We start from the raw sequence: 24,165 nt of genomic DNA, 5'->3' as shown, positions 1-24,165 counted from the left end.
TTCCCGCCTTCCGTCACCCCACCCAAAATATCCCTTGCCCGCCCCAACCCGTTTCGGTTATCACTTTGTACATGATTAGACAGGTACGATTTGACAAGAAACAACGGGTGGTCGACGAGCTCGTCCGACGCATCGAAAGCGGCCTCATGGAGGACGGCTTTCTGTTGCCCGGCGAGCATCAGTTGGCTCAGGAATTCAACGTCAGCCGTGGCACGTTGCGCGAAGCGCTGGCCGAACTGAAACGGCGCAAATACATCGCCACGCAAAGCGGGGTCGGCTCCATCGTCACGTTTGACGGGGTGGTGCTCGACCAGCGCAGCGGCTGGGCCCAGGCCCTGGCTGACAGCGGGGCGATGATCAATACCGACGTGCTGCGCCTGGAAGCCGTGACCCGTGCGGATCTGCTTGCGCGTTTCGGCTCCGATCAATTCATTCTTCTTGAACGTCGCCGCCGTTCCAACGATGGCACGGCGGTGTCCCTTGAACGCTCTCTGATGCCCGCCAGCGGAGGCCTGGAAAGCCTGCCGCGAGTGGGCCTGATCGATAACTCCCTGACCATCACCCTGGCCGCCTACGGTTACATCGGCGAGCGCGGCGATCAGTGGATCGGCGCCGAACCGCTCAACGCCGTGGACGCCGAACTGCTCGGCCGCCCCGAAGGCACGGTGTTCCTCAAGGCGCTGCGAACCACCTACGACCGGCAGAACCGTTTCATGGAACAGGTCGAAAGCCTGCTCGACCCGGTGCATTTCCGTCTGCACCTGCAATTTGGAGAATCGAAATGACCGCCCTCGACCGTGCCCTGGGCGCGTTTTACGGCTTGGCCCTGGGCGACGCGCTGGGCATGCCGACCCAATCCCTGAATCGCGAAACCATCAAGCAGCGCTTCGGCCAGATCACCGATCTGCAGGACGCCGGCCCCTTGCAACCGATTGCCGCGAACATGCCCAAGGGCTCGATCACCGATGACACCGAACAGGCGATTCTGGTCGGCGAGTTGCTGGTCGCAGGCAAGGGCCGGATCGAACCGGCGGTGCTCGCGCAACGGTTGATCGAATGGGAAGCCGAGATGCAGGCCAAGGGCTCGCAGGACTTGCTTGGCCCGTCGACCAAGCGTGCGATCGAAATGATCCTCGCCGGCCACTCGCCGGAAGAGGCCGGGCGCTACGGCACCACCAACGGCGCCGCGATGCGCATCACCCCGGTGGGCATCGCGGCGGATGTCGCCGACCCCGAGCGCTTCATTGCGGCGGTGGTGCAGGCCTGTCAGGTCACTCACAACACCACGCTGGGGATTTCCAGCGCGGCGGCGGTGGCGGCGGTGGTCTCGGCCGGCATCAACGGTCTGGATCTGGGCGAGGCGCTGAACCTCGGCCAGCAGATCGCCCAGCAAGCAGAATCGCACGGACACTGGGTGGCCGGCGGGCGCATCGCCTCGCGGATCAGTTGGGCGCGCAGTATCAGTGTCGAGAGCGACCCGGTGTTGCTCGCGGATCTGCTGTACGACGTGATCGGCACCTCGGTGGCCTCGCAGGAGTCGGTGGTGGTGTCGTTCGCCCTCGCGCAGCAAGTCGCGGTTGGTGAAATGACGCCGTTCGATGCGCTGTGCATGGCGGCGAGCCTCGGTGGCGACACTGACACCATCGCCGCGATTCTCGGCGCCATGCTCGGGGCCTGCCTGGGCCTGCAGAGCTGGCCGGCGCCGATGATCGAGACGGTGAAGGCCGTCAATGGTCTGGAGCTGGAACCGTTGGTGACAGGGCTGTTGGCCTTGCGTTGATTGAACTGACGCCATCGTCGGATCGCCGCCCGGAGCAAGCTCGCTTGTATGTTTAGACTTGAAGGGGTGGGCGGGACTAAAAGCTCGATTCCGACTCTAGCCAGTACGGACCGTGGGAGACTTCTCGTCCCGCCCTTTCTACCTAAAGCGCCGATAAGGAATTCATCGGTAAAACCGACGATAGAGGCAAGCCAGCGCTACGGTAGACCCCGACAAGCTCTTAAACCCTAGCTCCGAGGATTCGTCATGACAATCCTTACCTCGCCAACGGTGATTGGTGTCGATGTGGCCAAGGCCGAAATCGTCGTTTATCGCGAAGATCTGAAAATCATCCAGGCCATCAACAACGACCGCACATCTGTAGGTCATTGGCTGAAGACCCTGCCCACCCAAAGCTCAATCGCCCTGGAAGCCACTAATCTCTACCACCTGGACACGGCCGAACTGGCCCATGGTATGGGGCATCGGGTTTACATCGTGGACCCTTACCGGGTGAGCCATTACCGCGAAAGCATCGGTCAGCGTGCAAAAACCGACCCTTGTGACGCACGTCTTCTGGCACGTTATCTAACCAGTGAACAGCATCGGCTGCGGGTCTGGAACCCACCACCGCGGCACTACACAGTGTTGAAAAGTCTGCTTAACAAGCGTGCACAGCTGATGAAGGTCCGAGTCAGTATCAAGCTGAGCTGGTCAACCGAACCTCTTCTTGAAGATCTTTTGGCCGATGGGTTGAAGCATTTCAAACAGCTGGATCAGGCCATTCAGGAGTTGCTTCGTAAAGTCAGCCAAGAAGCCGGAATTAGTGAAAACATCAGACGCTGCAAAGCGATTGAAGGAGTTGGTGAACTCACGGCAACGGGCCTGGCAACTACATATATGCGAGGTGAGTTCGCCAGCGCCGATGCGTTCATCGCATTTCTGGGAATGGACTTGAAGGCAAAGGACTCAGGCAAGAAACACAGTCCTCGCCACTTGAGCAAAAAAGGTGACGGGGAATTACGGCGTCTTGCACACAATGCAGCTATGGCAGCTTGTCGGTCCCCTGTCTGGAAACCGTTCTATGATTCCTATCTGGCAAGAGGTCTAGCCAGAACCCAAGCCTTGGTCATCCTCGCCCGCAAGCTTTGCCGGGTGGCATTCGCCCTCATGAAAAACCAGAGCGAATACCAACCGAATTTAAGGTTGCAGGGTTCCCCTGCAACATAGAATCTCCCACAAGTAAGGCGTTATCCCTGTGGGAGCGAGCCTGCTCGCGATGGACGCACCACAAACCCTGAATATTCACCCGCAATGGATCGCGCAGACAGGCCCAGGAAGGGGCGGGATGTCTTGTCGTTCTGCGTCATTGCCACAACCACAATAAAGGCAAACAGGAGCATTTTTCATGAGTTCATCGAACGCCGGACAAAGCGCCGGGCAACTGGAAACCCGGGGCATCGAACCGGTGCCGGAAGGCGAGTGCAACGGCCATCCACTGCAACTGTTCTGGGTCTGGTTCGCGGCCAACATTTCCATCCTCGGCCTGCCGCTGGGCGCCACGCTGGTTGCGTTTCGCGGCCTGGCGATCTGGCAGGCGATCATCGTCGCGATCCTCGGCGCTGCCGGTTCGTTCGCGGTGGTGGGGATCATCTCGATTGCTGGCCGTCGCGGTCGTGCGCCGAGTCTGACTTTGTCGCGGGCAATCTTCGGTGTACGCGGCAATATCGGCCCGACGCTGGTGTCGCTGATGTCGCGCCTGGGCTGGGAAACCGTCAACACCACCACCGCCGCGTTCGTGCTGCTGTCGCTTTGCTCTATCCTGTTCGGCTCGCCGGTGGAAGCCAAAAGCGCGCCGGTGCTGACCCTGATCTTCATCGCGATTTTCGTGCTGCTGACCCTGTCGGTATCCGGCCTCGGCCACGCCACGTTGCTGGTGATCCAGAAGTGGGCCACCTACGTGTTCGGTGCGCTGAACATTCTGGTGGGCGGCTTCCTCTGCGCGACCATCGACTGGAGCGCGGTGTTCAACGCCACGCCGGCGCCGATCAGCGCGATGATCATCGGCATCGGCACCATGGCCGCCGGCACCGGGATCGGCTGGGCGAATGCCGGCGCCGACATGTCGCGCTATCAGCATCGCAGCGTCAAAGCCGTGCGCCTGGTGGCTTCGGCGGCGTTCGGCGCGGGGATTCCGCTGGTGCTGCTGATCACCCTCGGCGGCCTGCTCTCGGTGGGCAACAACGACCTGGCATCGGCGACTGATCCGATCGTGGCGATCCGCGACATGCTGCCGACCTGGATGGCCGTGCCGTATCTGATCACCGCGTTCGGCGGTCTGCTGCTGTCGAACAACCTGTCGGTGTACTCCGCCGGTTTGACCACGCTGACCCTCGGCCTGAAGGTCAAGCGCGTGTACGCGGTGGTGGTCGACATCGTGGCGATCTTCGCCGGTTCGATCTACTTCATGCTGATCGCCGACAGTTTCTACGGCCCGTTCATTACCTTCATTTCCCTGCTGGCGGTGCCGATCACCGCGTGGGTCGGGATCTTCGTGGTCGACCTGATTCACCGTCACTACTACAGCCCGAAAGACCTGCTCGACGTCAGCCCGAGCAGCGCCTATTGGTACAACGGCGGCATCGAGTGGCGCGCATTCGGTGCGTGGGCGATTGCCATCGTGCTGGGTTTCAGTTTCACCACCATCGGCACCACCGCCGAGAACGTCTGGTTCAAGGGCTTCCTGTCCGACTCGTGGCTGGGCCACAACGGCCTCGGCTGGATCGTGACGTTCGTGGTCGCCGGCGGCATTTACTTCGTACTCGGCGGGGCGAGAGATCGCCGCGCTGCGCAATCCGAGAATGCTCATGCCTAAGATGTTGCACACCGGCCAGGTCATCATCGACCTGGTCATGGCCGTGGATGCGCTGCCGCAAATCGGCGGCGACGTGCTGGCGCAGTCCGCCAGTTTCGAAGCCGGCGGCGGCTTCAATGTGATGGCTGCCGCCGCGCGTAACGGCTTGCCGGTGGTCTATCTGGGTCGCCACGGCAATGGTCGTTTCGGTGATCTGGCGCGGCAGGCGATGAACGCCGAAGGCATTTGCATCGGCATCGATCAACCTGCAGAGCGTGACACCGGCATCTGCGTGGCGCTGACCGATGCGTCCGCCGAGCGCAGTTTCATTTCCTACATCGGCGCTGAAGGTGAAGTGACGGAGACGGAACTGAACAGCGTTGCCGCCGAAGCGGGGGACTATGTCTACGTCAGCGGCTACAGCCTGCTGCACAGCGGCAAGGCCCAGGCGTTGCTGGACTGGACTCTGGCGCTGCCGAAGACGATCAATGTGGTGTTCGACCCGGGCCCGCTGGTGGAATCGCCGGACTCACCGATGATGCAGGCGTTGCTGCCGCGCATCGATGTGTGGACCAGCAACAGCGTCGAGGCGCTGCGTTTCACTGGCGCGGCGGACATCGAAACCGCGCTGGACCGCTTGACCGTGCACCTGCCGCCGGAGGTGCTGATGGTCGTGCGCGACGGTCCGCAGGGTTGCTGGATTCATCAGCGCGGTGAACGTCAGCATGTGCCAGGTTTCAAGGTGCAGGCAGTGGACAGCAACGGCGCGGGCGATGCGCATGCCGGCGTGTTCGTCGCTGGACTGGCGCAAGGACTGGCCGCTCACGAAGCCGCAAGGCGCGCCAACGCTGCGGCTGCGTTAGCGGTCACTCGCTGGGGCCCGGCGACCGCTCCTGGCACTGCCGAGGTTGATGTGCTGATCAGCAAAAAATGCACTGACTGAACGATCGCAATCGCTGGCTTGCCAGCGATAAGGCCTTCAGCCGTTACATCCAGTCTGGACCTAGCCGGCTCTGCGCAACGCCGCAATCAACTCATCCTTACGCATCGACGAACGCCCGGGGATTTTCCGCTCCCGGGCCTCCTTCCTCAGGCTGTCGAAAGTCTGCACTTCGCGGGAAGCCTTGCTGTCGCGCGAATGTCCCTCACGACTCACCGCCGCGCGCCGCGCTGATTCCTTGCGATCCTCGGCCTTGGCACTGGCCGGTTTCCGACGCCCGGAACCTCCGGCCTTCTCGCCGCCGCCGGACTGTTTGTTCACTGTCGCCCAAGCGCGGGCCTCGGCTTCGTCCTTGGACATCCCTTTGTTCTGATAGCTGTCTTCGATGTGTTCGGCTTTGCGCTTCTGTTCTTCAGTGTATTTGGCTTTGCTTCCACGAGGCATGGCGAGTCTCCTGGTGGTTGGATGAATCTCTGCATGTCTGGCGCAGGCGGCGCATTCAACCACTCCCTGCGCCAGTGACCGCAAGCGTCAGGTATCGAGTTTACGCGCCGCTTCCACACCCGCAGCGCTGAGCTTGATCGGCAGATTCAGCGAATGCTCTCCCGCTTCATTGCAAGTGATGTGTCCGTGGTGAATCAGTCCACGCTCCTGCAATGCGGCGAGGGCACTGGCCACGACTTTCTCGCCGCGATAATTGTCCAGCACCTCTTTGCCGAGGCCGCTTGGGTGGGCATGCAACAGGCGGGTGAGGACTTCTTTTTCCAGGTTTTTATCGACGTTCATGGTTACCTCTTCAGGGAAGTGGATAAGACACGTTGCGTGGATGAAGCACGGATCACTGTCCTGCGCCTTCAGAGCCCGAACCACCCGTGGTGGTTTTCGAGCCGACGCCGGGACCGGCGTTGTCCGGGGCAGCCGGAGAGTCAGGGGTGTTCATGCCGCCCTGGCGTCCGGGATCGCTGCCCTGGGTGCGAGGATCGGTTCCGGTGGCGGGTGGCTGATTGATCAGCGGTACACCGGAACCGTCGGTATTCATACCGGGGGCACTGTTGATGGCGGGTGCTCTTGGCTGGGTAACCGGATCGGTCGGCCCGGTACCGGCGGCGGTAGTCGAGGCGGCGAATACCGCCGGGCTGAGGAGGGTAGCGAATACGAGCGCAGTCAACCTTGACGAGATCATAGGGTGTCTCCAGTGATTGAAATCCTTACCTCCTTTTGGTCTGCCCTAGTGAAAGATTGGTGCCTGATGATCGACGAACGGTTCAGAAGGGCTGAGCGCTTTCGAGGCCGATCTCTTCCTTGAATTGGTCCATGAAACCTTTCAAGCGTCGATGACGGAGCTGTGCCAGACGTTGACCGGCAACGGTCTGGAAGCCGTCGGCAAGGTGCAGCAGTTTGGTCTGGAAATGGTCGAGGCAGAATCGCTTGTCGTCGTAGTCCCTTTCCCGGGCCTCGGGATCTTGCGGGTCGTACAGCGCGCTGCCCATGCGTCCGGCGGTGTAAAAGGTGCGGGCGACGCCGAGCATGCCGAGGGAGTCGAGACGGTCGGCGTCCTGCACCAGTCGCGCTTCGAGGGTGAGCGGGGCGATGTTGGCGGAAAAGCTGTGGGCCTCGATGGCGTGGGTGACGGCGTCGATTTTGGCTTCGGGCCAATGCATGTTCGCCAGCACCTTCGAGGCTTTTTCCGCGGCCAGACGCGATGCCTGTGAGCGCAGCGGCGAGTTCTTTTCCACCGCCACACAATCGTGCAGCAGCACGGCCGCGAGCAGCACTTCAAGGTCGCCGCCTTCGTCGGCCTGCAAGGTGCGCGCGTTGTGCCAGACCCGTTGCAGATGCGACAGATCATGAGCGCCGTCTTCCGACGGTTCCAGCGCGTGGGGCAGCAGTTCGGCGGCGAGTGAGGCCAGTGGTTCGAATGCGTTCATGAAAATCCTTCAGACCAGTCAAAAATCCCTGTGGGAGGGTAGTGTTTGCTTTGCCATGTGACGAGCGCCGCGCGGCGCCTTAGTATGGCGTTTTCCTTTTTCCGACAAGGCCCGTCCATGACGATCGAAATCCGCCCGGCGACCCCCAGCGATGCACCGCAAATCCTCGCGTTCATCACTGAACTTGCAGACTTCGAAAAGGCCCGTCACGAAGTCATCGCCAGTGTTGCCGACATCGAACGCAGCCTGTTCAGCGAAGGCGCCACGGCCCATGGCCTGATCTGCCTGCGCGACGGCTTGCCAATCGGTTTTGCGGTGTTCTTCTTCAGCTATTCGACCTGGCTGGGCAGCAACTGCCTGTACCTCGAAGACCTCTACATCACCCCGGAACAACGGGGCGGTGGCGCCGGTAAAACCCTGCTGCGCCACCTCGCGAAAATCGCCTGCGCCAACGACTGCGGCCGCTTCGAATGGAGCGTGCTGGACTGGAACACCCCGGCCATCGAATTCTACAAATCCCTTGGTGCCCAGCCGCAGGAAGAGTGGGTGCGTTACCGCATGGATGGCAAGGTATTGCGGGAGTTTGCCGAGGGCAACTGAGCCGACGTAAAAGATCGCAGCCTTCGGCAGCTACTGCAGAGAAAGTCGATACCCCTGCAGGAGCTGTCGAAGGCTGCGATCTTTTTTTGCCTTCGTCCCACAATATGGGAGTGATATTTATATATTGAGATTTATCCGCGCTCAGGTTTATAGTCCAGCTCACTCACTGCCAATAACAAAACAGGTGAAGCGATGCTGGCGCAATTGATCGCGCTCGATTGGGGGACGACCTCACTACGTGCTTACAAACTCGCGGCGGGCGGACAGGTGCTGGCGCAGCGTTCGCTGTCGTTCGGGATCATGCAGTTGCCGAAGACGCCACGGGTCATCAACGGTCGCGAATGCGCCGAGGGTTTTGAACTGGCGTTCGACGAGGCGTGCGGCGACTGGCTCGACGCGCAACCCGGCTTGCCGGTGATTGCCTGCGGCATGGTTGGCAGCGCCCAGGGCTGGCGCGAGGCGTCTTACCGCGATACGCCGGCTAACGTCGCCGATCTCGGAAAATCCCTGCAAACCGTTCGCAGTATTCGCGGTGTCGATGTGCACATCGTGCCGGGTGTGATTCAGCGTTCGACGCTGCCGAACGTGATGCGCGGCGAGGAAACCCAGGTCCTCGGCGTCCTGCAGAATCTGCCGGTCGAGGCGGGCAATGATCTGCTGATCGGCCTGCCCGGCAGTCATTCGAAATGGGTGGAAGTGGCCGATGGCTGCATCACCCGCTTCGACACCTTCATGACCGGCGAAGTGTTCGCCGTACTCAGTGACCACAGCATTCTCGGCCGTACCCAACAGCACAGCGCGACGTTCGACGCCGAGGCCTTCGATCGCGGCGTGCAGGTGGCGTTGTCGGCAGAAGGCGAGATCGGCGTGCTGTCGACCCTGTTCAGCGCCCGCAGCCTGGGCCTGACCGGCGAACTCAGTGCCACCGCGCAACCGGACTATCTGTCCGGCCTGCTGATCGGCCATGAGCTGACAGCATTGGCCGCCGTACAACGACGCCGGCGCAACAGCAAACATCTTCCTTCGATCATCCTCATCGGCAACGCGCAGTTGTGCGCCCGTTACAGCCGGGCCCTCGACGCCTGCGGTTTCGCCCGGGTGACCCTGGCCGAGCAAGCCACCGAGCGTGGTCTGTGGCAACTGGCGCTCGCCGCCGGACTGATCGATTCCTCATCCCGTTAACCCTGACTGGAGGCCTGACATGCTCAAGCAAGCACTGGCGCAAAACGGTCTGATCGCGATCCTGCGCGGCCTGCATCCGCAGGAAGCCGCATCTGTCGGAGAAGTCCTGTATGCGGCCGGATTTCGCGTCATCGAAGTACCGCTCAATTCCCCCGCGCCGTACGAAAGCATTCGCATCCTGCGTAAGACCCTGCCCGCCGATTGCCTGATCGGTGCCGGCACGGTGCTGACCCCGGAACAAGTGGAATTGGTGAAGGAGGCCGGCGGCCAGGTCATCGTCATGCCCCACAGCGATGCCAAGGTGTTGCGGGCCGCGAAAGCGGCGGGGCTGTACCTGTCGCCCGGCGTCGCCACACCGACCGAAGCCTTTGCGGCGCTGGAGGAGGGGGCGGACATTCTCAAACTGTTCCCGGCCGAACAGATGGGGCCGGCAGTGGTGAAAGCCTGGCTGGCGGTGTTGCCGGTCGGGACGATTCTGGCGCCGGTCGGCGGCATCACGCCGGACAACATGCAGGCGTTCATCGACGCTGGCGTCAAAGGCTTCGGCCTCGGGTCCGGGCTGTTCAAGCCGGGCATGACGACTGAGCAAGTGGCGGCCAATGCCAAGGCCTACGTGGCGGCCTGGAAAGCCCTTCGCTAAGACTTTTCCGGCGCTGCGTGCGCTGCATCTAACAAGAGAGACAAGCAGATGAAAATCACCAAACTCACCACCTTCATCGTCCCGCCGCGCTGGTGCTTCCTGAAAGTCGAAACCGACGAAGGTGTGACCGGTTGGGGCGAGCCCGTGGTCGAGGGCCGCGCCCACACCGTCGCGGCTGCAGTCGAGGAATTGTCCGACTACCTGATCGGCAAAGACCCACGCAATATCGAAGACATCTGGACCGTGCTGTACCGCGGCGGCTTCTACCGCGGCGGCGCAATCCACATGAGCGCACTGGCCGGCATCGATCAGGCGCTGTGGGACATCAAGGGCAAGGCGCTGGGCGTATCGGTCAGCGATCTGCTCGGCGGTCAGGTGCGGGACAAGATCCGCGTGTATTCGTGGATCGGCGGCGACCGTCCGGCGGACACGGCGCGGGCCGCGAAAGAGGCGGTGGGTCGTGGTTTTACGGCGGTGAAAATGAACGGCACCGAGGAGCTGCAATTTCTCGATACCTTCGAAAAAGTCGATCTGGCGCTGGCCAACGTTGCCGCCGTGCGCGATGCGGTGGGGCCGAACGTAGGCATCGGCGTCGACTTCCATGGCCGGGTGCACAAACCGATGGCCAAGGTCCTGATGAAGGAACTCGACCCGTACAAACTGATGTTCATCGAAGAGCCGGTGCTCAGCGAAAACTATGAAGCGCTGAAGGAGCTGGCACCGCTGACCAGCACCCCGATTGCCCTCGGCGAGCGGCTGTTTTCACGCTGGGACTTTAAACGGGTGTTGAGCGAAGGTTACGTCGACATCATCCAGCCGGATGCGTCCCACTCCGGCGGCATCACCGAGACCCGCAAGATCGCCAACATGGCCGAAGCCTACGACGTGGCGCTGGCACTGCACTGCCCGCTGGGGCCGATTGCACTGGCGGCGTGTCTGCAACTGGACGCCGCTTGTTACAACGCGTTTATCCAGGAGCAGAGCCTGGGCATCCATTACAACGAGAGCAATGACCTGCTCGACTATGTGAAGGATCCACGGGTGTTCGACTACGACAAGGGCTTCGTGAAAATCCCCAACGGCCCGGGCCTGGGGATCGAGATCAACGAGGAATACGTGATCGAACGCGCGGCGGTCGGCCACCGCTGGCGTAACCCGATCTGGCGTCATGCCGATGGCAGTTTTGCCGAGTGGTGAGTCGCTGATTCTCTGCCGCATCCAGTAAGTCAGATCTCCAGGGAGCGGAGATCTGCATACCCTCGACCTCAATAAACATAAGAAGAGGCGCTCCCCATGCAACCGCAAACCCTCACCGGGCAAGCGACGTTAGTCACGCCCAGCCGCAAGCGATTTTTCATCATGGTGTTGCTGTTCATCACCGTGGTCATCAACTACCTCGACCGCAGCAACCTGTCGATTGCCGCCCCTGCACTGACGACGGATCTGGGCATCGATCCGGTACACGTCGGACTTATCTTCTCGGCGTTCGGCTGGACCTACGCCGCCATGCAGATCCCCGGCGGCTGGCTGGTGGACCGGGTGCCGCCACGCATCCTTTATAGCGTCGCACTGTTGCTGTGGTCGTTGGCCACGGTGATGCTCGGTTTCGCCGCCAGTTTCATCGCGCTGTTCGTGCTGCGCATGGCGGTCGGTGCGCTGGAAGCGCCGGCGTACCCGATCAACAGCCGCGTGGTGACGACCTGGTTCCCCGAGCGTGAGCGGGCCACGGCCATCGGGTTCTACACCTCCGGGCAGTTTGTCGGGCTGGCGTTCCTGACCCCGGTGCTGGCGTGGTTGCAACATGAATTTGGCTGGCACATGGTATTTGTCGCGACCGGCGCGGTGGGCATCATCTGGGCGGCGATCTGGTACGCGGTGTATCGCGAGCCGCGTGATTTCAAAGGCGCCAACGAAGCGGAAATCGACCTGATCCGCGAGGGCGGCGGGTTGGTGGACATCGCCGCCGAAACCGCCAAGGTGAAGGCGAAATTCAGCTGGACCGATCTCGGCATCGTCCTCAGTAAACGCAAGTTGTGGGGGATCTACCTCGGCCAGTTCTGCCTGAACTCGACGCTGTGGTTTTTCCTGACGTGGTTCCCGACCTACCTGGTGAAATACCGCGGCATGGACTTCATCAAGTCCGGTCTGCTGGCGTCGCTGCCGTTTCTCGCCGCGTTCATCGGCGTGCTGTGCTCCGGGTTCTTTTCCGACTTCCTGATCCGTCGCGGCTGCACCGTCGGGTTTGCGCGCAAGCTGCCGATCATTGGCGGGCTGCTGATTTCCACCTCGATCATCGGCGCCAACTTCGTCGAATCGACGCCGTTGGTGATTGCCTTCCTGGCGTTGGCGTTTTTCGGCAACGGGCTGGCGTCGATCACCTGGTCGCTGGTCTCGACACTGGCGCCGGCGCGATTGCTGGGCTTGACCGGCGGGGTGTTCAACTTCATCGGCAATCTGTCGGCGATTGCCACGCCGATTGTCATCGGCTTCCTGGCCAGCGGTGACTCGTTCGCGCCGGCGATCACCTACATCGCGGTTCTGGCATTGATCGGTGCTTTGTCCTACGTGCTGCTGGTGGGCAAGGTCGAGCGCATCGAGTTGTAGTCGGCTATGTCGGGCGACCATAATGCCGCCCGTTCCCTCGCTCAACGCTAAAGGCTGGATATGCAGGAAGACGCCCCAAAAACCGCCAAGGACGCCGCGCCGACTGGCACCCAAACCCTGCTTCGCGGGTTGGGTGTGGTGCAGGCCGTCGCCAGTGGCGCCCGCGATCTCAAAGAGATTGCCCGCCTGATCGGCACCACGCGCAGCACCACCCATCGTCTGGCCAGTTGTCTGGTGGACGAGCGCTACCTGCGCGTCGTGCCGCAAGTCGGTTATCTGCTGGGGCCGAAGTTGATCGAGCTGGGTTTTCAGGCGCGTGAAGAATTGCCGCTGGTGACCCTGGCCGGGCCGTATCTGGACGAGTTGTCGGCGCTGACCGGCGACACCGTTCACCTGGGCATTCGTGAAGGCGACGAGGTGCTGTACCTGTTGAAGAATCCGGGGCGCAACGGCCCGGAAATGCGTTCGCGGGTCGGCCATCGCATGCCGCTGGCGCGAACCGGGATCGGCAAGGCGCTGATGCTGGATGACGCGCCGCAGGACTGGCAGCGCCTGTACGACATCAGCCTGCCGGCGGGTGGGAAAAGTCAGTTCTGGCCGCAGCATCCCCAGCAGTCGTGGGAGCAGCTGGAGCAACGGATGACCGAGTACGTGGCCGGCGGCTACGCGTTCGATCTGGAAGACAACGAACCTTCGATCCGCTGCGTGGCGGCGCCGATCCGCGACGCGAGCAAGCGCATCGTCGCGGCGATCAGCATCGCCAGCACCGTGCCGTACATGCCGCTGGAAAAAATGGCCGAGCTGATTCCCCTGATCAAAGGGGTCACGGCCCGGCTTTCGGCGGAGCTTGGCTTGAAGGTCTGAGGAATCAGAGCTTCAGAGTCGCCATGTCGATGACGAAACGATACTTCACGTAGCCGGCGATCATCCGCGCGTAGGCTTCGTTGATCTGGCGGATGTCGAGCATTTCGATGTCGCAGCTGATGTTGTGCTCGGCGCAGAAATCCAGCACTTCCTGGGTTTCGGCGACGCCGCCGATCAACGAACCGGCCAGTACGCGACGACCCAGCACCAGTTTCGCGGCGTGGACCGGCGGATCGATCGGTTCGATCAGGCCCACCAGAATGTGCACGCCATCGAAGCGCAGGGTGTCGAGGTACGGGTTGAGGTCGTGCTGGACCGGAATGGTATCCAGCAGGAAATCGAAGCGACCGGCTGCAGCTTTCATTTGCTCTTCGTCGGTGGACACGATGACGTGATCGGCGCCCTGACGACGACCTTCCTCGGCCTTGCTCGCCGAACGGGTGAACAGCGTGACTTCAGCGCCCATGGCCTTGGCGAACTTGATGCCCATGTGGCCGAGGCCGCCCATGCCGAGAATCCCGACCTTGTCGCCGGCCTTCACGCCATAGTGCTTGAGTGGCGAGTAGGTGGTGATGCCGGCGCAGAGAATCGGTGCAGCGGCCGCCAGGTCCAGCTTCTCGGGAATGCGCACCACGAAGTGTTCGCTGACCACGATGCTGTCCGAATAACCGCCCATGGTGTTGCTGCCATCGACCCGGTCCGGGGTGGCATAGGTCATGGTCGGGCCTTCGAGGCAGTATTGCTCGAGGTTCGACTGGCAGGCTTCGCAGGTGCGGCAGGAGTCGACCATGCACCCGACGCCAACCAGATCGCCTACCTTGTGTTTAGTGACATTCGCACCGACGGCGGTGACTTTTCCGACGATCTCGTGGCCGGGCATCAACGGGTAAACGGCGATGCCCCATTCGTTGCGCGCCTGGTGGATATCGGAGTGGCAGACGCCGCAGTACAGGATTTCGATGGCGACGTCGTCGGCCCGAGGGCTGCGGCGTTCGAACTTCATCGGGGCGAGGGGCGTGGTGGCCGTTTGAGCGGCATAGCCGATGGCGGTGTACATGTGAAACCTCGCAAAAGCAGTGACAAGTGAGGCGGCGCATTCTGGGCGCCGTCCGCTTATCCGGCCATGGCGATTCCTCCGGGTGTCATGCCTAATCCTCCGGCATGCGGGGTTGATCGGTCGCATTGGCAAAAGGATCTGCGATGATGCTTTCATCCCTTTTTCCATGATTTTTTCTGAAGAGCCACCCGATGCAATTGACCCGTCACCTTGATGCCAACGCCACCCTGGTTTCGCTGATCGAACCGCTGGCGCTGCGCGATGGTTACAGCCAGACCGGGCTGCCGGGCGTGCAGGTGTTGCGCGCCAGTTGCGACGTCGCCCGTGGCCCGCACATTTATGAGCCGAGCCTGATGATCATCGCCCAGGGCAGCAAACTGGCGTATCTCGGCCCGCGCACCATGGAATACGGCGCCGGTCATTACCTGATCCAGGCGTTGCCGGTGCCGTTCGAGTGCGAGACCTATGCGTTGCCGGACGCGCCGTTGCTCGGCGTATCGGTGGCGATCGACCGGGTGCTGCTCGGAGAACTGGTGCTGGCCATGGGGCTGGCGCCAGGGCGGCATATTCCGGCGCAGACCCCTGAGTCGATGACGTCGGTGGTGCTCGACGATGACATGCGTGGTTGTGTCGAACGCTTGCTGCGTTGTCTGCACGATCCGCTGGAATGCCAGATTCTCGGCCCGGCGCGGGTGCGGGAGTTATTGTTCGTCGCGTTGCGCGGTCCCCAGGCTGATGTGCTGCGGGCACTGGTGGAGCAGCAGGGGCAGTTTGCGCGAGTGGCGGCTTCGATCAGTCATCTGCATGCGCATTACACCGAGCCATTGAATGTCGAGACATTGGCCGGTTGCGCGAACATGAGCGTTTCGACCTTTCACGAACACTTCAAACGCAGCACGTTGCTGTCGCCAGTGCAGTATCTGAAGCGTTTACGTTTGTTGAAGGCGCAGACGTTGTTGATCGCCGAAGGACTGGGCGTGGCGCAGGTAGCGCATCGGGTGGGGTATCAGAGCACGTCGCAGTTCAGTCGCGAGTACAAACGCTATTTCGAACGCAGTCCAGGGGAGGAGCGCGCGGCTTGATCTTTTACAAATCGCAGGCAACAAAAAGGCCCCCGTTTCGGGAGCCTTGATGTTCAGCGATTCGACTTACATATTCGGGTAGGTCGGACCGCCGGCGCCTTCCGGCGCAACCCAGGTGATGTTCTGCGAAGGGTCCTTGATGTCACAGGTCTTGCAGTGCACGCAGTTCTGGGCGTTGATCTGGAAGCGCTTCTCGCCGTCTTCCTTGGTGATCACTTCATACACACCGGCCGGGCAGTAGCGCTGCGCCGGTTCGTCGTACAGCGGCAGGTTCTTCGCCAGCGGAATGCTCGGGTCGGTCAGCTTCAGGTGGCACGGCTGTTCTTCTTCATGGTTGGTACCGGAGATGAACACCGAGCTCAGCTTGTCGAAGCTGATCTTGCCGTCGGGTTTCGGGTAGTCGATCTTCTTGCAGTCGGCCGCGAGCTTGAGGCAGGCGTAGTCCGGCTTGGTGTCGTGCAGGGTGAACGGCAGTTTGCCGCCGAAGATGTTCTGATCCAGCCAGTTGAAACCGCCGCCGACGATGGCGCCGAACTTGTGGATCGCCGGGCCGAAGTTGCGGCTGGCGAACAGTTCTTCGTAGAGCCAGCTCTGCTTGAAGGCGTCGACGTAAGTGGTCAGCTCTTCAGTGCCGTCCTTGTCAGCGAACAGTGCGTCGGCCACGGATTCAGCGGCGAGCATGCCGGACTTCATCGCGGTGTGGCTGCCCTTGATCTTGGCGAAGTTAAGGGTGCCGAGGTCGCAACCGATCAGCGCGCCGCCCTTGAACACCATCTTCGGCAACGAGTTCAGGCCACCCTTGCAGATTGCGCGAGCGCCGTAACTGATGCGCTTGCCGCCTTCCAGATACTGCTTCAGTACCGGGTGATGCTTGAGGCGCTGGAATTCGTCGAACGGCGACAGGTAGGTGTTGCTGTAGGAAAGATCGACGATCAGACCGACCACCACCTGGTTGTTTTCCAGGTGATAGAGGAAGGAGCCGCCGGTGTTCTCGGTGCCCATGATGTCCATCGGCCAACCGGCGGTGTGCACCACCAGGCCTGGCTGGTGTTTGGCCGGGTCGATTTCCCAGATTTCCTTCAGGCCGATGCCGTAGTGCTGGGCGTCGGCGTCGCTGTCGAGGTTGTAGCGCTTGATCAACTGCTTGCCGATGTGGCCACGGCAGCCTTCGGCGAACAGCGTGTACTTGCCACGCAGTTCCATGCCCGGGGTGTACAGGCCTTCTTTCGGATGACCTTCGCGGTCGACGCCGAGGTCGCCGGTGATGATCCCGCGTACCACGCCGTTTTCATCGATCAGCGCTTCCTGAGCGGCGAAGCCCGGGTAGATTTCCACGCCCAGGTTTTCGGCCTGCTGAGCGAGCCAGCGGCACAGGTTGCCGAGGGAGATAATGTAGTTGCCTTCGTTGTGCATGGTCTTGGGCACAAAGAAGTCAGGGATTTTTTGCGCGCTTTCGGCGTTTTTCAGCACGAAGATGTCATCGCGGGTGACGGGCGTGTTCAGCGGGGCGCCGAGTTCTTTCCAGTCCGGGAACAGTTCGTTCAGGGCCCGTGGTTCGAATACGGCACCGGACAGGATGTGTGCGCCGACTTCGGAGCCTTTTTCGACCACGCAGACGCTGATTTCCTTACCGGCTTCGGCGGCCTTCTGCTTCAGACGGCAGGCGGCGGACAGGCCAGCGGGGCCGGCACCGACGATGACCACGTCGAATTCCATGTATTCGCGTTCCACAGGCTATCTCCTACTCAAGGCTCAACAGTTTTTTTTCTAATTTGGAGGTTCGGTGTCGTATCCGTTATTGCCTTTACGTTAACGTCAAGGGTAATAATGGGCAAACCACCTTTCTCTCTAGGCGGCGCATTATATCTACACCACTCTTAGCGTCCAATACAAACGTTTGTTTGAATTGGCTCCAGCCCAGAGAAATCAAAGAAGCGCGGCTTATGACAGGGCATTTTGGCGTATTGACCAGAATGGGCGTTCCGGTCAAGATACGGGCGGTTTTGCGCTCGCCGTAGGCTGAATGGTGGTTTCAAGAGCACCTCTAAAGACAGGGCGTAGGCGGTAACCGGTGATGCGCAGCGCAAGTTTGGCGCGCAGTTTACACACCGCGAGGCGGCATGACTCGTCGGTCACGACTGACGAACGGTCATCCCGCTCAGCCGACGTTTTTAGAGGTGCCCTTGTGCCCGATGAGCATCAACCGCCAGGTTCGCCTAGGCGACTTTCTTTTCACCGGAGAGTAACGAGGAATCCATGAAGGTTCTTGTAGCTGTCAAACGCGTTGTGGATTACAACGTCAAGGTTCGCGTCAAGGCGGACAATTCCGGCGTAGACCTCGCCAACGTCAAGATGTCGATGAACCCGTTCTGCGAAATCGCAGTGGAAGAAGCCGTACGCCTGAAAGAAAAAGGCGTTGCGACTGAAATCGTCGTCGTCTCCATCGGCCCGTCCACCGCTCAGGAACAGCTGCGTACCGCACTGGCTCTGGGTGCCGACCGCGCCATCCTCGTCGAATCCGCTGAAGACCTGACTTCCCTGGCCGTGGCCAAGCTGCTCAAGGCCGTGGTCGACAAGGAACAGCCTCAGCTGGTGATCCTGGGCAAACAGGCCATCGACAGCGACAACAACCAGACCGGCCAGATGCTCGCTGCACTGAGCGGCTACGGTCAGGGCACTTTCGCCTCGAAAGTCGAAGTTTCCGGCGACAGCGTTGCCGTGACCCGCGAAATCGACGGCGGCGCGCAGACTGTCTTCCTGAAGTTGCCAGCGATCGTCACCACCGACCTGCGTTTGAACGAGCCGCGTTATGCGTCCCTGCCAAACATCATGAAAGCCAAGAAGAAGCCTCTCGAGACGCTGACTCCGGACGCTTTGGGCGTTTCCACCGCCTCCACCAACAAGACCCTGAAAGTCGAAGCGCCGGCTGCACGCAGCGCGGGCATCAAGGTCAAGTCGGTGGCTGAACTGGTCGAGAAACTGAAAAACGAAGCGAAGGTAATCTAAATGACTATCTTGGTTATTGCTGAACACGACAACAAAGTGCTGGCCCCGGCCACTCTGAACACCGTGGCTGCCGCTGCCAAAATCGGCGGCGACATCCACGTTCTGGTTGCCGGCCAGGGTGCTGGCGCCGTGGCTGAAGCCGCCGCGAAAATCGCAGGCGTGAGCAAAGTCCTGAACGCTGACAATGCTGCCTACGCGCATCAGCTGCCGGAAAACGTTGCTCCGCTGGTAGCCGAACTGGGCGCTGGTTACAGCCACATCCTGGCTGCCGCCACTTCCAACGGCAAAAACATCCTGCCGCGCGTTGCTGCCCAGCTGGACGTTGACCAGATTTCCGAGATCATCTCGGTAGAAAGCGCTGACACCTTCAAGCGTCCGATCTACGCCGGTAACGCCATCGCTACTGTGCAATCGACCGCTGCGATCAAGGTGATCACCGTACGTGCTACCGGTTTCGACCCGGTTGCCGCTGAAGGTGGTTCGGCTGCCGTTGAATCCGTTGCCGCTGCTCACAACGCCGGCACTTCCAGCTTCGTCAGCGAAGAACTGGCCAAGTCCGATCGTCCTGAGCTGACCGCTGCCAAGATCGTCGTTTCCGGCGGCCGCGGCATGCAGAACGGTGACAACTTCAAACACCTGTACGCCCTGGCCGACAAGCTGGGCGCTGCCGTCGGTGCTTCCCGTGCAGCGGTCGACGCAGGTTTCGTACCGAACGACATGCAGGTCGGCCAGACCGGCAAGATCGTTGCGCCACAGCTGTACATCGCCGTCGGTATCTCCGGCGCGATCCAGCACCTGGCCGGCATGAAAGACTCCAAAGTGATCGTTGCGATCAACAAGGACGAAGAAGCACCGATCTTCCAGGTGGCCGATTACGGCCTGGTGGCGGATCTGTTCGAAGCCGTACCTGAGCTGGAGAAGCTGGTCTAATCCGGCCGCTTCACTTATAAAGAGCCCGGCCTGTTGGTCGGGCTTTTTTTTGTCTGGGATTTGAGCGGGAGCGTTTCGCCATGGATTTGCATCGTCGGTTGGGCTGCTCGTGGTTGCTGGGGCTGGCATTGTTGCCGGGCCTGTCGGTGGCGGCGGGCAAGTGCGAGCGGCTGGTCGTCACCGGCAGCCCGGATGCACCGCCGTACCTCTGGCAGGATCCGCAGAACCCCAAACAACTGATCGGTGCAAGTGCCGATCTGTTGCAACAGGTGGCCAAGGAGTTGGGGATCAAGGTCGATCTTTTGTACGCCGGCAAGCGCTCCCAGGCCCTCGATGAAGTGCGCAGCGGGCGCATGGACATGCTGGCCGACGCACCGCTGACCTTTAATGAGCTGGAAAACCTCGACTACATACACCCGCCGTTACTGGAAAACGATTACCTGGTGTGGACGCGCAAGGGGTCGACCCTGGTCTACAGCGAAGCCAAGGACCTGCACGGGCATACCGGCGGCTTGTCGGAAAAGTCTCGAATGACCCCGGCATTTGGCGCTATCGCCGAGCAGCAATTGACCCTGACCCGTACGGCAAACCTGACCCAGGCGTTTCAGAAACTTCTGCTGGGCGAAGTGGAATATGTACTCGCCGGTCGCTACTCGGGCATGGCGGCCGCGCAGGCCTTGGGCATGGCCAACGATCTGCTGGCCTTCGAACAACCCATCGACCGGCCCGGTCTGTTCCTCGCGGTTTCGCACAACTCGGCCTGCAACGATCCGTGGTTGCGCGGACAGCTGGCCAAAAAGATGACAGAATTGCCCGCGTCCGGCCTGACGGAAGCCGCGCTGCAACGCAACATCGAGCGCTGGAAGGCGCAGCAGCAACAGCCGCCGCAACCACCTGTCAGCGCCCCAAAACAGTAGGGATTCTTAGTGAGTAATCGACTTCTTTTCGCGGCCATGGCCGTTCTGGCCCTGGCCGGTTGCGCCAGCGATCCGGCACCCAACGAACAAATGCGTCTGACCGAGCAGGCCCTTGAGCAAGCCAAAGCCGTGGGCGCCACCGCTGAAGACGTGCCGGAAATGAAACTGGCCGAGGACAAGTTCAACCGGGCCAAAGGCAGCATGGCGGGTGAGTCTTACAAGAATGCGCGGATGCGCTTCGAACAGGCCGAACTCGACGCACGTCTGGCGGAAGCCAAAGTCCTGACCCGCAAGAGCGAAGAGCAAGTGAACGTGCTCAACACCCGCATCGTCCGACTGCGCAAGCAACTGGGGGATGCCCAATGAGCCTGAAGTCCAAAACTCTCGGTGCTCTGATCCTCGCCGGTTGCGCCAGCCTGTACGGCTGCGCCGGTCAGCACAGCGAATCTGCACTGCAGCAGGCCAGCACCGACTTCCAAAAGGTCAAGGAAGATTCCAACGTGCTGCGTATCGCGCCGAAAGACGTGATCCGCGCCGGTGAGTCCCTGGCCCGTGCCGATCGTCTGTCGACGTACTGGGGCAGTGGCTCGGACGTGGTGCATTACGCCTATCTGAGTCAGCGCTACAGCGAAATCGCTCGTGAGCACACCAATCAGGTGCTCAACGAAGAGCGTGTGGCGAAGCTGGAACTTGAACGCCAGCGCCTGCAACTGGCCCTGCGCGAGTCCAAGCTGCTGAGTGTGCAACAGCAGGGTAAATGGCTGGAAGAACAGATCGTTGCACTGGCCACTACCCAAACCGACCGTGGTCTGGTGATGACCCTGGGTGACGTGCTGTTCGACACCGGTGAGGCCGAACTGAAAAACTCTGCCAACCGCGTGGTGCTGAAGATCGTGCAGTTTCTGCAACTCAACCCGAAACGCATCGTGCGGATCGAGGGTTACACCGACAGCACTGGCGGCAAGCAGGAAAACCTCAAGCTGTCCCGTGACCGTGCGCAGTCGGTAGCTGACGTGCTGACGGACCTGGGCATCGACGAAAAACGCATTCAGGTCGAAGGCTACGGTGATGAATATCCCGTGGACGCCAACGCTTCCGAGCGTGGGCGTGCGCAGAACCGTCGAGTGGAAATCGTGTTCTCCGACGAAAAAGGCCAGCTCGGCGCCGCCCGCTGAGGGTGGCGTTACTGGAAAGCCCGGGCTGTCAGGCAGCGCCGGGCTTTTTTACGTCTGTCGATTACCTCAGAAAGCAGTACAGATTTAACCGACACAGCACTGTATGGTTGACTAATATGGCAACTGTCCCAGTACACTTCCAAACTGTTCCGGTATTGTTTCACACAAGAATAAAACGCCCGTGAAATCGAGTGCTGCGTCATGACCAATCTCTTGCTCTACCAACGTATTGCTCAACAGCTGGCCGAAGATATCCGCCGTGGCGTCTATCAACCGGGCGAGCGCGTGCCTTCGGTGCGCAAGATGAGTTCGCAGCTCAACGTCAGCCATGCCACCGTGTTGCAGGCTTACGCCAACCTCGAGGATCAGGGCCTGATCCGTGCGCGGCCGCAGTCCGGCTACTACGTGCACCAGACTCCCGCACTGACGGCGCCCACGCCAGACATCGCCCGGGTCGAGCGGCCAGGCCTGGTCACCCGCAGCAGCATCATTCAGCAAGTGCTGGTGGAGTCCCGTCGCGAAGGCGTGTTCCCGCTGGGGGCGGCGGTGCCGAGTGTCGATTATTTGCCGGTGCGCGCCCTGCATCAGCAATTGGCCAAGGTCACCCGCTTTCACAGCCCTCGGGCGTTCAGCTACATGTTCAGCCCCGGTTTCGAGCCGCTGCGCCGGCAGGTGGCGATTCGCATGCGTGATGCAGGCGTGGTCGTTGACCCTTCGGAAGTGGTGATCACCCACGGCTGCGTCGATGCGTTGCAGATGTCGTTGCGAGTGCTGACGCGCCCCGGCGACCTGATCGCCGCTGAATCGCCAACCTATTACGGACTGTTGCAATTGGCGGATCTGCTGGGCCTGAAAGTCATCGAGATCCCCAGCGATCCCGCCACCGGCATGAGCCTCGAAGCCCTGCAACTGGCGGCGAACCAATGGTCGATCAAGGCGCTGGTGCTGACCACGCGCCTGAGTAATCCGCTCGGCGGTACCATGCCCGAAGAGCGCCAGAAACAACTGCTGCGACTGGCCTCGGATTTCGATATCCAGATCGTCGAAGACGACATCTATGGCGAATTGATGTTCGAGCAGGGCCGCACCAAGTCGCTCAAGGCCTACGACCGGCTCGACCGGGTGATCTATTGCTCGAGTTTTTCCAAGACGTTATCGCCCGGGGTGCGCATCGGCTGGATGATCGCCGGCAAGTACCAGCAGGAAATCCAGCGCTTGCAGACTTTCAGCACCCATTCCGCGTGCAGCGTCACCCAAATGGCTATCGCGGCCTACCTGGAAAACGGCGGCTATGACCGGCATTTACGGTACATCCGCCAGGAATACCGAAAAAATCTCAGCGCGTTCCAGTTGGCAGTCCAGCAGTACTTTCCCGAAGGCACACAGATGACCCGGCCGACCGGCGGATTCATTCTGTGGGTCAGCCTGCCGGGGCGGGTCAATACTCAGGAATTGCACGTGCGGGCGCTGCAACAGGGCATCAGCATTGCGCCGGGGTTGATCTTCAGTAATACCGAGCAGTTCAACCACTGCATCCGGTTGAACTGCGGCATCCCGTGGAATCGCGAGGCGGAACGGGCGCTGATGACCCTCGGCATGTTGGCCACCCAGCTCTGCCAGGAGATGGCCGGCGGATTTTGAAACAATGGCGGAGCTTGTCATGTGGCGCCCAACAGGCGAGCATATGGCCCTCTGCCGTTAGCTTCGTTGGGTTCATGAAAGCGAAATTTTCTGCCGCCTGGGTTGTGCTCTGCCTGTTGATGATGGGTCAGGTCCCTGGCGCCATGGCGGCGGCTCAGGAAAAGACGCCGGCGACTGCCACCGCGAAAAAACCGGTCACGGCCAAGAAAACCGTTCCAGCGAAAAAAACACCGCAGAATAAGGCTGCTCCCGCCAAGAAGCGCGCCCCGGTAGCCTCCAAGTCGAAATCGGCGAAGGAGGTGGCCAAGACGCCGCTGCCGCCTGCGAAGCTCGATTTGAGCCTGCCGAAAGACATGGTTCAGGAATTGAAGCCTCCCGGTTCCGTGACGCTGCCCAAGCGTGAGCCGATCCTGCCGCAGATGTTCGGCGACAAGAACAGCGGGTTCCAGCTCAACGGCCGTTTGCTCAGCAACGAAATGCAGTTGCAGCTGCGTAACGAAGAGCGCCGCGAAGTCGAGGGCGCGGCGCTGGATTTCGAGTTCAAGCAATAAATCGTCCCCGTCGGTGACCCGCAGACCAGACGCTTTGTCGGAGACTGGTCAGTCACTTTCGTTTCTGCGTAAAAACCCCGGTTCAGGCAATTTAAAACAGCCGTTTAAGCGGTTACCCTGTTCCGCGTCCCTTTAACACATTGCCCGCTGCGAGGAACGCGTCGTCATGAAATGCCGTGAAGGCTGTGGCGCCTGCTGCATTGCCCCTTCCATTAGTTCACCGATTCCAGGCATGCCCGATGGCAAACCTGCCGGTGAACGCTGCGTTCAGTTGTCGGTCGATAACCTGTGCAACATTTTCGGCCGACCGGAACGTCCGGCGGTCTGTTCAGGATTCAAGGCCGATCCCGAAGTCTGCGGCAGCAGCCAGGAAGACGCGATCAGACTGCTCGGCTGGTGGGAGCAGATGACGGCGGCGTGATGTGTCAAACGAAC

At 61.0% G+C, this 24,165-nt stretch carries 26 protein-coding genes; 20 read left to right on the top strand and 6 right to left on the bottom strand.

Annotated elements, in window-relative coordinates; all coding sequences use genetic code 11:
• The first annotated feature begins 71 nt into the window (after positions 1-71).
• The 5 genes from PDR5_RS20800 (at position 72) to PDR5_RS20780 (ending at position 5,556) form a co-directional block, all read left to right on the top strand.
• A complete protein-coding gene (locus tag PDR5_RS20800) occupies positions 72-785 on the top strand; it encodes a GntR family transcriptional regulator (RefSeq protein ID WP_064598527.1) in 714 nt (237 codons plus the stop codon).
• On the top strand, positions 782-1,780 hold the full coding sequence (locus tag PDR5_RS20795) for an ADP-ribosylglycohydrolase family protein (protein ID WP_064598525.1): 999 nt from the start codon (positions 782-784) through the stop codon (positions 1,778-1,780). The genes PDR5_RS20800 and PDR5_RS20795 overlap by 4 nt, the downstream gene beginning before the upstream one ends.
• Before the next feature lie 246 nt (positions 1,781-2,026).
• On the top strand, positions 2,027-2,989 hold the full coding sequence (locus tag PDR5_RS20790) for an IS110 family transposase (RefSeq protein WP_064595135.1): 963 nt from the start codon (positions 2,027-2,029) through the stop codon (positions 2,987-2,989).
• A gap of 178 nt (positions 2,990-3,167) precedes the next feature.
• The gene (locus PDR5_RS20785) at positions 3,168-4,634 is read left to right on the top strand and encodes a purine-cytosine permease family protein (protein ID WP_064598523.1); all 1,467 of its coding nucleotides are present in this window, start codon (positions 3,168-3,170) and stop codon (positions 4,632-4,634) included.
• Positions 4,627-5,556, top strand: a complete 930-nt coding sequence (locus PDR5_RS20780; protein ID WP_064598516.1) for a PfkB family carbohydrate kinase — start codon at positions 4,627-4,629, stop codon at positions 5,554-5,556. Before PDR5_RS20785 ends, PDR5_RS20780 begins: the two co-directional genes overlap by 8 nt.
• A gap of 60 nt (positions 5,557-5,616) precedes the next feature.
• Here the strand turns inward: PDR5_RS20780 and PDR5_RS20775 are convergent, their stop codons facing one another.
• From PDR5_RS20775 to PDR5_RS20760, 4 genes are all read right to left on the bottom strand, one after another.
• Complete coding sequence (locus tag PDR5_RS20775) at positions 5,617-5,997, bottom strand: Rho termination factor N-terminal domain-containing protein (RefSeq protein ID WP_064598514.1); 381 nt, start codon at positions 5,995-5,997, stop codon at positions 5,617-5,619.
• Between the two features lie 87 nt (positions 5,998-6,084).
• Positions 6,085-6,339 carry a hypothetical protein gene (locus PDR5_RS20770; protein ID WP_011335416.1) on the bottom strand — a complete coding sequence of 85 codons (255 nt, stop codon included), beginning with the start codon at positions 6,337-6,339 and terminating at the stop codon, positions 6,085-6,087.
• Between the two features lie 52 nt (positions 6,340-6,391).
• Positions 6,392-6,736: a hypothetical protein gene (locus PDR5_RS20765; protein ID WP_064598512.1), complete on the bottom strand. Its 345-nt coding sequence runs from the start codon at positions 6,734-6,736 to the stop codon at positions 6,392-6,394.
• 82 nt (positions 6,737-6,818) lie between these two features.
• Positions 6,819-7,481 (bottom strand): HD domain-containing protein, encoded by a 663-nt coding sequence (locus tag PDR5_RS20760; RefSeq protein ID WP_156669351.1) that lies wholly within the window; start codon positions 7,479-7,481, stop codon positions 6,819-6,821.
• A 117-nt stretch (positions 7,482-7,598) separates the two neighbouring features.
• On the opposite strand from PDR5_RS20760, the gene PDR5_RS20755 reads away from it, so the two are divergent.
• The 6 genes from PDR5_RS20755 to PDR5_RS20730 all read left to right on the top strand — a co-directional run bounded on the left by PDR5_RS20755 (position 7,599) and on the right by PDR5_RS20730 (position 13,371).
• Positions 7,599-8,081, top strand: a complete 483-nt coding sequence (locus tag PDR5_RS20755; protein WP_039770630.1) for a GNAT family N-acetyltransferase — start codon at positions 7,599-7,601, stop codon at positions 8,079-8,081.
• A gap of 192 nt (positions 8,082-8,273) precedes the next feature.
• Positions 8,274-9,263, top strand: coding sequence for a 2-dehydro-3-deoxygalactonokinase (locus tag PDR5_RS20750; RefSeq protein ID WP_064598508.1), 990 nt, complete (start codon positions 8,274-8,276; stop codon positions 9,261-9,263).
• Positions 9,264-9,282: 19 nt separating this feature from the next.
• Positions 9,283-9,903 carry a 2-dehydro-3-deoxy-6-phosphogalactonate aldolase gene (locus tag PDR5_RS20745; RefSeq protein WP_064598506.1) on the top strand — a complete coding sequence of 207 codons (621 nt, stop codon included), beginning with the start codon at positions 9,283-9,285 and terminating at the stop codon, positions 9,901-9,903.
• A gap of 48 nt (positions 9,904-9,951) precedes the next feature.
• Positions 9,952-11,100: a galactonate dehydratase gene (dgoD, locus tag PDR5_RS20740; protein WP_064598504.1), complete on the top strand. Its 1,149-nt coding sequence runs from the start codon at positions 9,952-9,954 to the stop codon at positions 11,098-11,100.
• 96 nt (positions 11,101-11,196) lie between these two features.
• On the top strand, positions 11,197-12,507 hold the full coding sequence (locus tag PDR5_RS20735; protein ID WP_064598501.1) for an MFS transporter: 1,311 nt from the start codon (positions 11,197-11,199) through the stop codon (positions 12,505-12,507).
• Between the two features lie 60 nt (positions 12,508-12,567).
• The gene (locus tag PDR5_RS20730) at positions 12,568-13,371 is read left to right on the top strand and encodes an IclR family transcriptional regulator (protein WP_007950852.1); all 804 of its coding nucleotides are present in this window, start codon (positions 12,568-12,570) and stop codon (positions 13,369-13,371) included.
• Positions 13,372-13,375: 4 nt separating this feature from the next.
• Here the strand turns inward: PDR5_RS20730 and PDR5_RS20725 are convergent, their stop codons facing one another.
• Complete coding sequence (locus PDR5_RS20725; RefSeq protein WP_064598500.1) at positions 13,376-14,428, bottom strand: NAD(P)-dependent alcohol dehydrogenase; 1,053 nt, start codon at positions 14,426-14,428, stop codon at positions 13,376-13,378.
• Between the two features lie 191 nt (positions 14,429-14,619).
• On the opposite strand from PDR5_RS20725, the gene PDR5_RS20720 reads away from it, so the two are divergent.
• Complete coding sequence (locus tag PDR5_RS20720; RefSeq protein WP_064598498.1) at positions 14,620-15,510, top strand: AraC family transcriptional regulator; 891 nt, start codon at positions 14,620-14,622, stop codon at positions 15,508-15,510.
• A gap of 66 nt (positions 15,511-15,576) precedes the next feature.
• On the opposite strand, the gene PDR5_RS20715 is transcribed toward PDR5_RS20720, so the two are convergent.
• A complete protein-coding gene (locus PDR5_RS20715; protein WP_064598497.1) occupies positions 15,577-17,241 on the bottom strand; it encodes an electron transfer flavoprotein-ubiquinone oxidoreductase in 1,665 nt (554 codons plus the stop codon).
• Positions 17,242-17,766: 525 nt separating this feature from the next.
• Here PDR5_RS20715 and PDR5_RS20710 point away from each other — a divergent pair.
• The 8 genes from PDR5_RS20710 to PDR5_RS20675 all read left to right on the top strand — a co-directional run bounded on the left by PDR5_RS20710 (position 17,767) and on the right by PDR5_RS20675 (position 24,151).
• On the top strand, positions 17,767-18,516 hold the full coding sequence (locus tag PDR5_RS20710; protein ID WP_064598495.1) for an electron transfer flavoprotein subunit beta/FixA family protein: 750 nt from the start codon (positions 17,767-17,769) through the stop codon (positions 18,514-18,516).
• On the top strand, positions 18,517-19,446 hold the full coding sequence (locus PDR5_RS20705) for an electron transfer flavoprotein subunit alpha/FixB family protein (protein ID WP_007950863.1): 930 nt from the start codon (positions 18,517-18,519) through the stop codon (positions 19,444-19,446). It abuts the gene before it with no gap.
• Between the two features lie 80 nt (positions 19,447-19,526).
• Positions 19,527-20,363 (top strand): substrate-binding periplasmic protein, encoded by an 837-nt coding sequence (locus tag PDR5_RS20700; protein WP_064598494.1) that lies wholly within the window; start codon positions 19,527-19,529, stop codon positions 20,361-20,363.
• Between the two features lie 9 nt (positions 20,364-20,372).
• On the top strand, positions 20,373-20,729 hold the full coding sequence (locus PDR5_RS20695) for a DUF4398 domain-containing protein (RefSeq protein WP_172829501.1): 357 nt from the start codon (positions 20,373-20,375) through the stop codon (positions 20,727-20,729).
• Positions 20,726-21,538: an OmpA family protein gene (locus PDR5_RS20690; RefSeq protein WP_064598489.1), complete on the top strand. Its 813-nt coding sequence runs from the start codon at positions 20,726-20,728 to the stop codon at positions 21,536-21,538. The genes PDR5_RS20695 and PDR5_RS20690 overlap by 4 nt, the downstream gene beginning before the upstream one ends.
• A gap of 201 nt (positions 21,539-21,739) precedes the next feature.
• Entirely contained in the window at positions 21,740-23,179 is a 1,440-nt protein-coding gene (locus PDR5_RS20685) for an aminotransferase-like domain-containing protein (RefSeq protein WP_007950868.1), read from the top strand.
• A gap of 74 nt (positions 23,180-23,253) precedes the next feature.
• Positions 23,254-23,730: a hypothetical protein gene (locus PDR5_RS20680; protein ID WP_064598487.1), complete on the top strand. Its 477-nt coding sequence runs from the start codon at positions 23,254-23,256 to the stop codon at positions 23,728-23,730.
• A gap of 166 nt (positions 23,731-23,896) precedes the next feature.
• Positions 23,897-24,151 carry a YkgJ family cysteine cluster protein gene (locus PDR5_RS20675; protein WP_007950870.1) on the top strand — a complete coding sequence of 85 codons (255 nt, stop codon included), beginning with the start codon at positions 23,897-23,899 and terminating at the stop codon, positions 24,149-24,151.
• Positions 24,152-24,165 lie beyond the last annotated feature (14 nt).

It is taken from the genome of Pseudomonas sp. DR 5-09 (genome assembly GCF_001655595.1).
GTDB classification, from domain to species: domain Bacteria; phylum Pseudomonadota; class Gammaproteobacteria; order Pseudomonadales; family Pseudomonadaceae; genus Aquipseudomonas; species Aquipseudomonas pharyngis.
Note: the sequence above shows the minus strand (reverse complement) of the source record. Positions and strands in the feature narration are given on the sequence as shown.

Excerpts from the sequence above, each read along its gene's own strand:
- PDR5_RS20680 (WP_064598487.1), top strand. The coding sequence starts at position 23,254 with ATGAAAGCGAAATTTTCTGCCGCCTGGGTTGTGCTCTGCCTGTTGATG.
- PDR5_RS20720 (WP_064598498.1), top strand. The coding sequence starts at position 14,620 with ATGCAATTGACCCGTCACCTTGATGCCAACGCCACCCTGGTTTCGCTG.
- PDR5_RS20745 (WP_064598506.1), top strand. The coding sequence starts at position 9,283 with ATGCTCAAGCAAGCACTGGCGCAAAACGGTCTGATCGCGATCCTGCGC.
- PDR5_RS20710 (WP_064598495.1), top strand. The coding sequence starts at position 17,767 with ATGAAGGTTCTTGTAGCTGTCAAACGCGTTGTGGATTACAACGTCAAG.
- PDR5_RS20765 (WP_064598512.1), bottom strand. The coding sequence starts at position 6,736 with ATGATCTCGTCAAGGTTGACTGCGCTCGTATTCGCTACCCTCCTCAGC.
- PDR5_RS20775 (WP_064598514.1), bottom strand. The coding sequence starts at position 5,997 with ATGCCTCGTGGAAGCAAAGCCAAATACACTGAAGAACAGAAGCGCAAA.
- PDR5_RS20795 (WP_064598525.1), top strand. The coding sequence starts at position 782 with ATGACCGCCCTCGACCGTGCCCTGGGCGCGTTTTACGGCTTGGCCCTG.
- PDR5_RS20770 (WP_011335416.1), bottom strand. The coding sequence starts at position 6,339 with ATGAACGTCGATAAAAACCTGGAAAAAGAAGTCCTCACCCGCCTGTTG.
- PDR5_RS20785 (WP_064598523.1), top strand. The coding sequence starts at position 3,168 with ATGAGTTCATCGAACGCCGGACAAAGCGCCGGGCAACTGGAAACCCGG.
- PDR5_RS20675 (WP_007950870.1), top strand. The coding sequence starts at position 23,897 with ATGAAATGCCGTGAAGGCTGTGGCGCCTGCTGCATTGCCCCTTCCATT.
- PDR5_RS20735 (WP_064598501.1), top strand. The coding sequence starts at position 11,197 with ATGCAACCGCAAACCCTCACCGGGCAAGCGACGTTAGTCACGCCCAGC.
- dgoD (WP_064598504.1), top strand. The coding sequence starts at position 9,952 with ATGAAAATCACCAAACTCACCACCTTCATCGTCCCGCCGCGCTGGTGC.
- PDR5_RS20730 (WP_007950852.1), top strand. The coding sequence starts at position 12,568 with ATGCAGGAAGACGCCCCAAAAACCGCCAAGGACGCCGCGCCGACTGGC.
- PDR5_RS20780 (WP_064598516.1), top strand. The coding sequence starts at position 4,627 with ATGCCTAAGATGTTGCACACCGGCCAGGTCATCATCGACCTGGTCATG.
- PDR5_RS20750 (WP_064598508.1), top strand. The coding sequence starts at position 8,274 with ATGCTGGCGCAATTGATCGCGCTCGATTGGGGGACGACCTCACTACGT.
- PDR5_RS20700 (WP_064598494.1), top strand. The coding sequence starts at position 19,527 with ATGGATTTGCATCGTCGGTTGGGCTGCTCGTGGTTGCTGGGGCTGGCA.
- PDR5_RS20725 (WP_064598500.1), bottom strand. The coding sequence starts at position 14,428 with ATGTACACCGCCATCGGCTATGCCGCTCAAACGGCCACCACGCCCCTC.
- PDR5_RS20755 (WP_039770630.1), top strand. The coding sequence starts at position 7,599 with ATGACGATCGAAATCCGCCCGGCGACCCCCAGCGATGCACCGCAAATC.
- PDR5_RS20800 (WP_064598527.1), top strand. The coding sequence starts at position 72 with ATGATTAGACAGGTACGATTTGACAAGAAACAACGGGTGGTCGACGAG.
- PDR5_RS20685 (WP_007950868.1), top strand. The coding sequence starts at position 21,740 with ATGACCAATCTCTTGCTCTACCAACGTATTGCTCAACAGCTGGCCGAA.
- PDR5_RS20690 (WP_064598489.1), top strand. The coding sequence starts at position 20,726 with ATGAGCCTGAAGTCCAAAACTCTCGGTGCTCTGATCCTCGCCGGTTGC.
- PDR5_RS20790 (WP_064595135.1), top strand. The coding sequence starts at position 2,027 with ATGACAATCCTTACCTCGCCAACGGTGATTGGTGTCGATGTGGCCAAG.
- PDR5_RS20705 (WP_007950863.1), top strand. The coding sequence starts at position 18,517 with ATGACTATCTTGGTTATTGCTGAACACGACAACAAAGTGCTGGCCCCG.
- PDR5_RS20760 (WP_156669351.1), bottom strand. The coding sequence starts at position 7,481 with ATGAACGCATTCGAACCACTGGCCTCACTCGCCGCCGAACTGCTGCCC.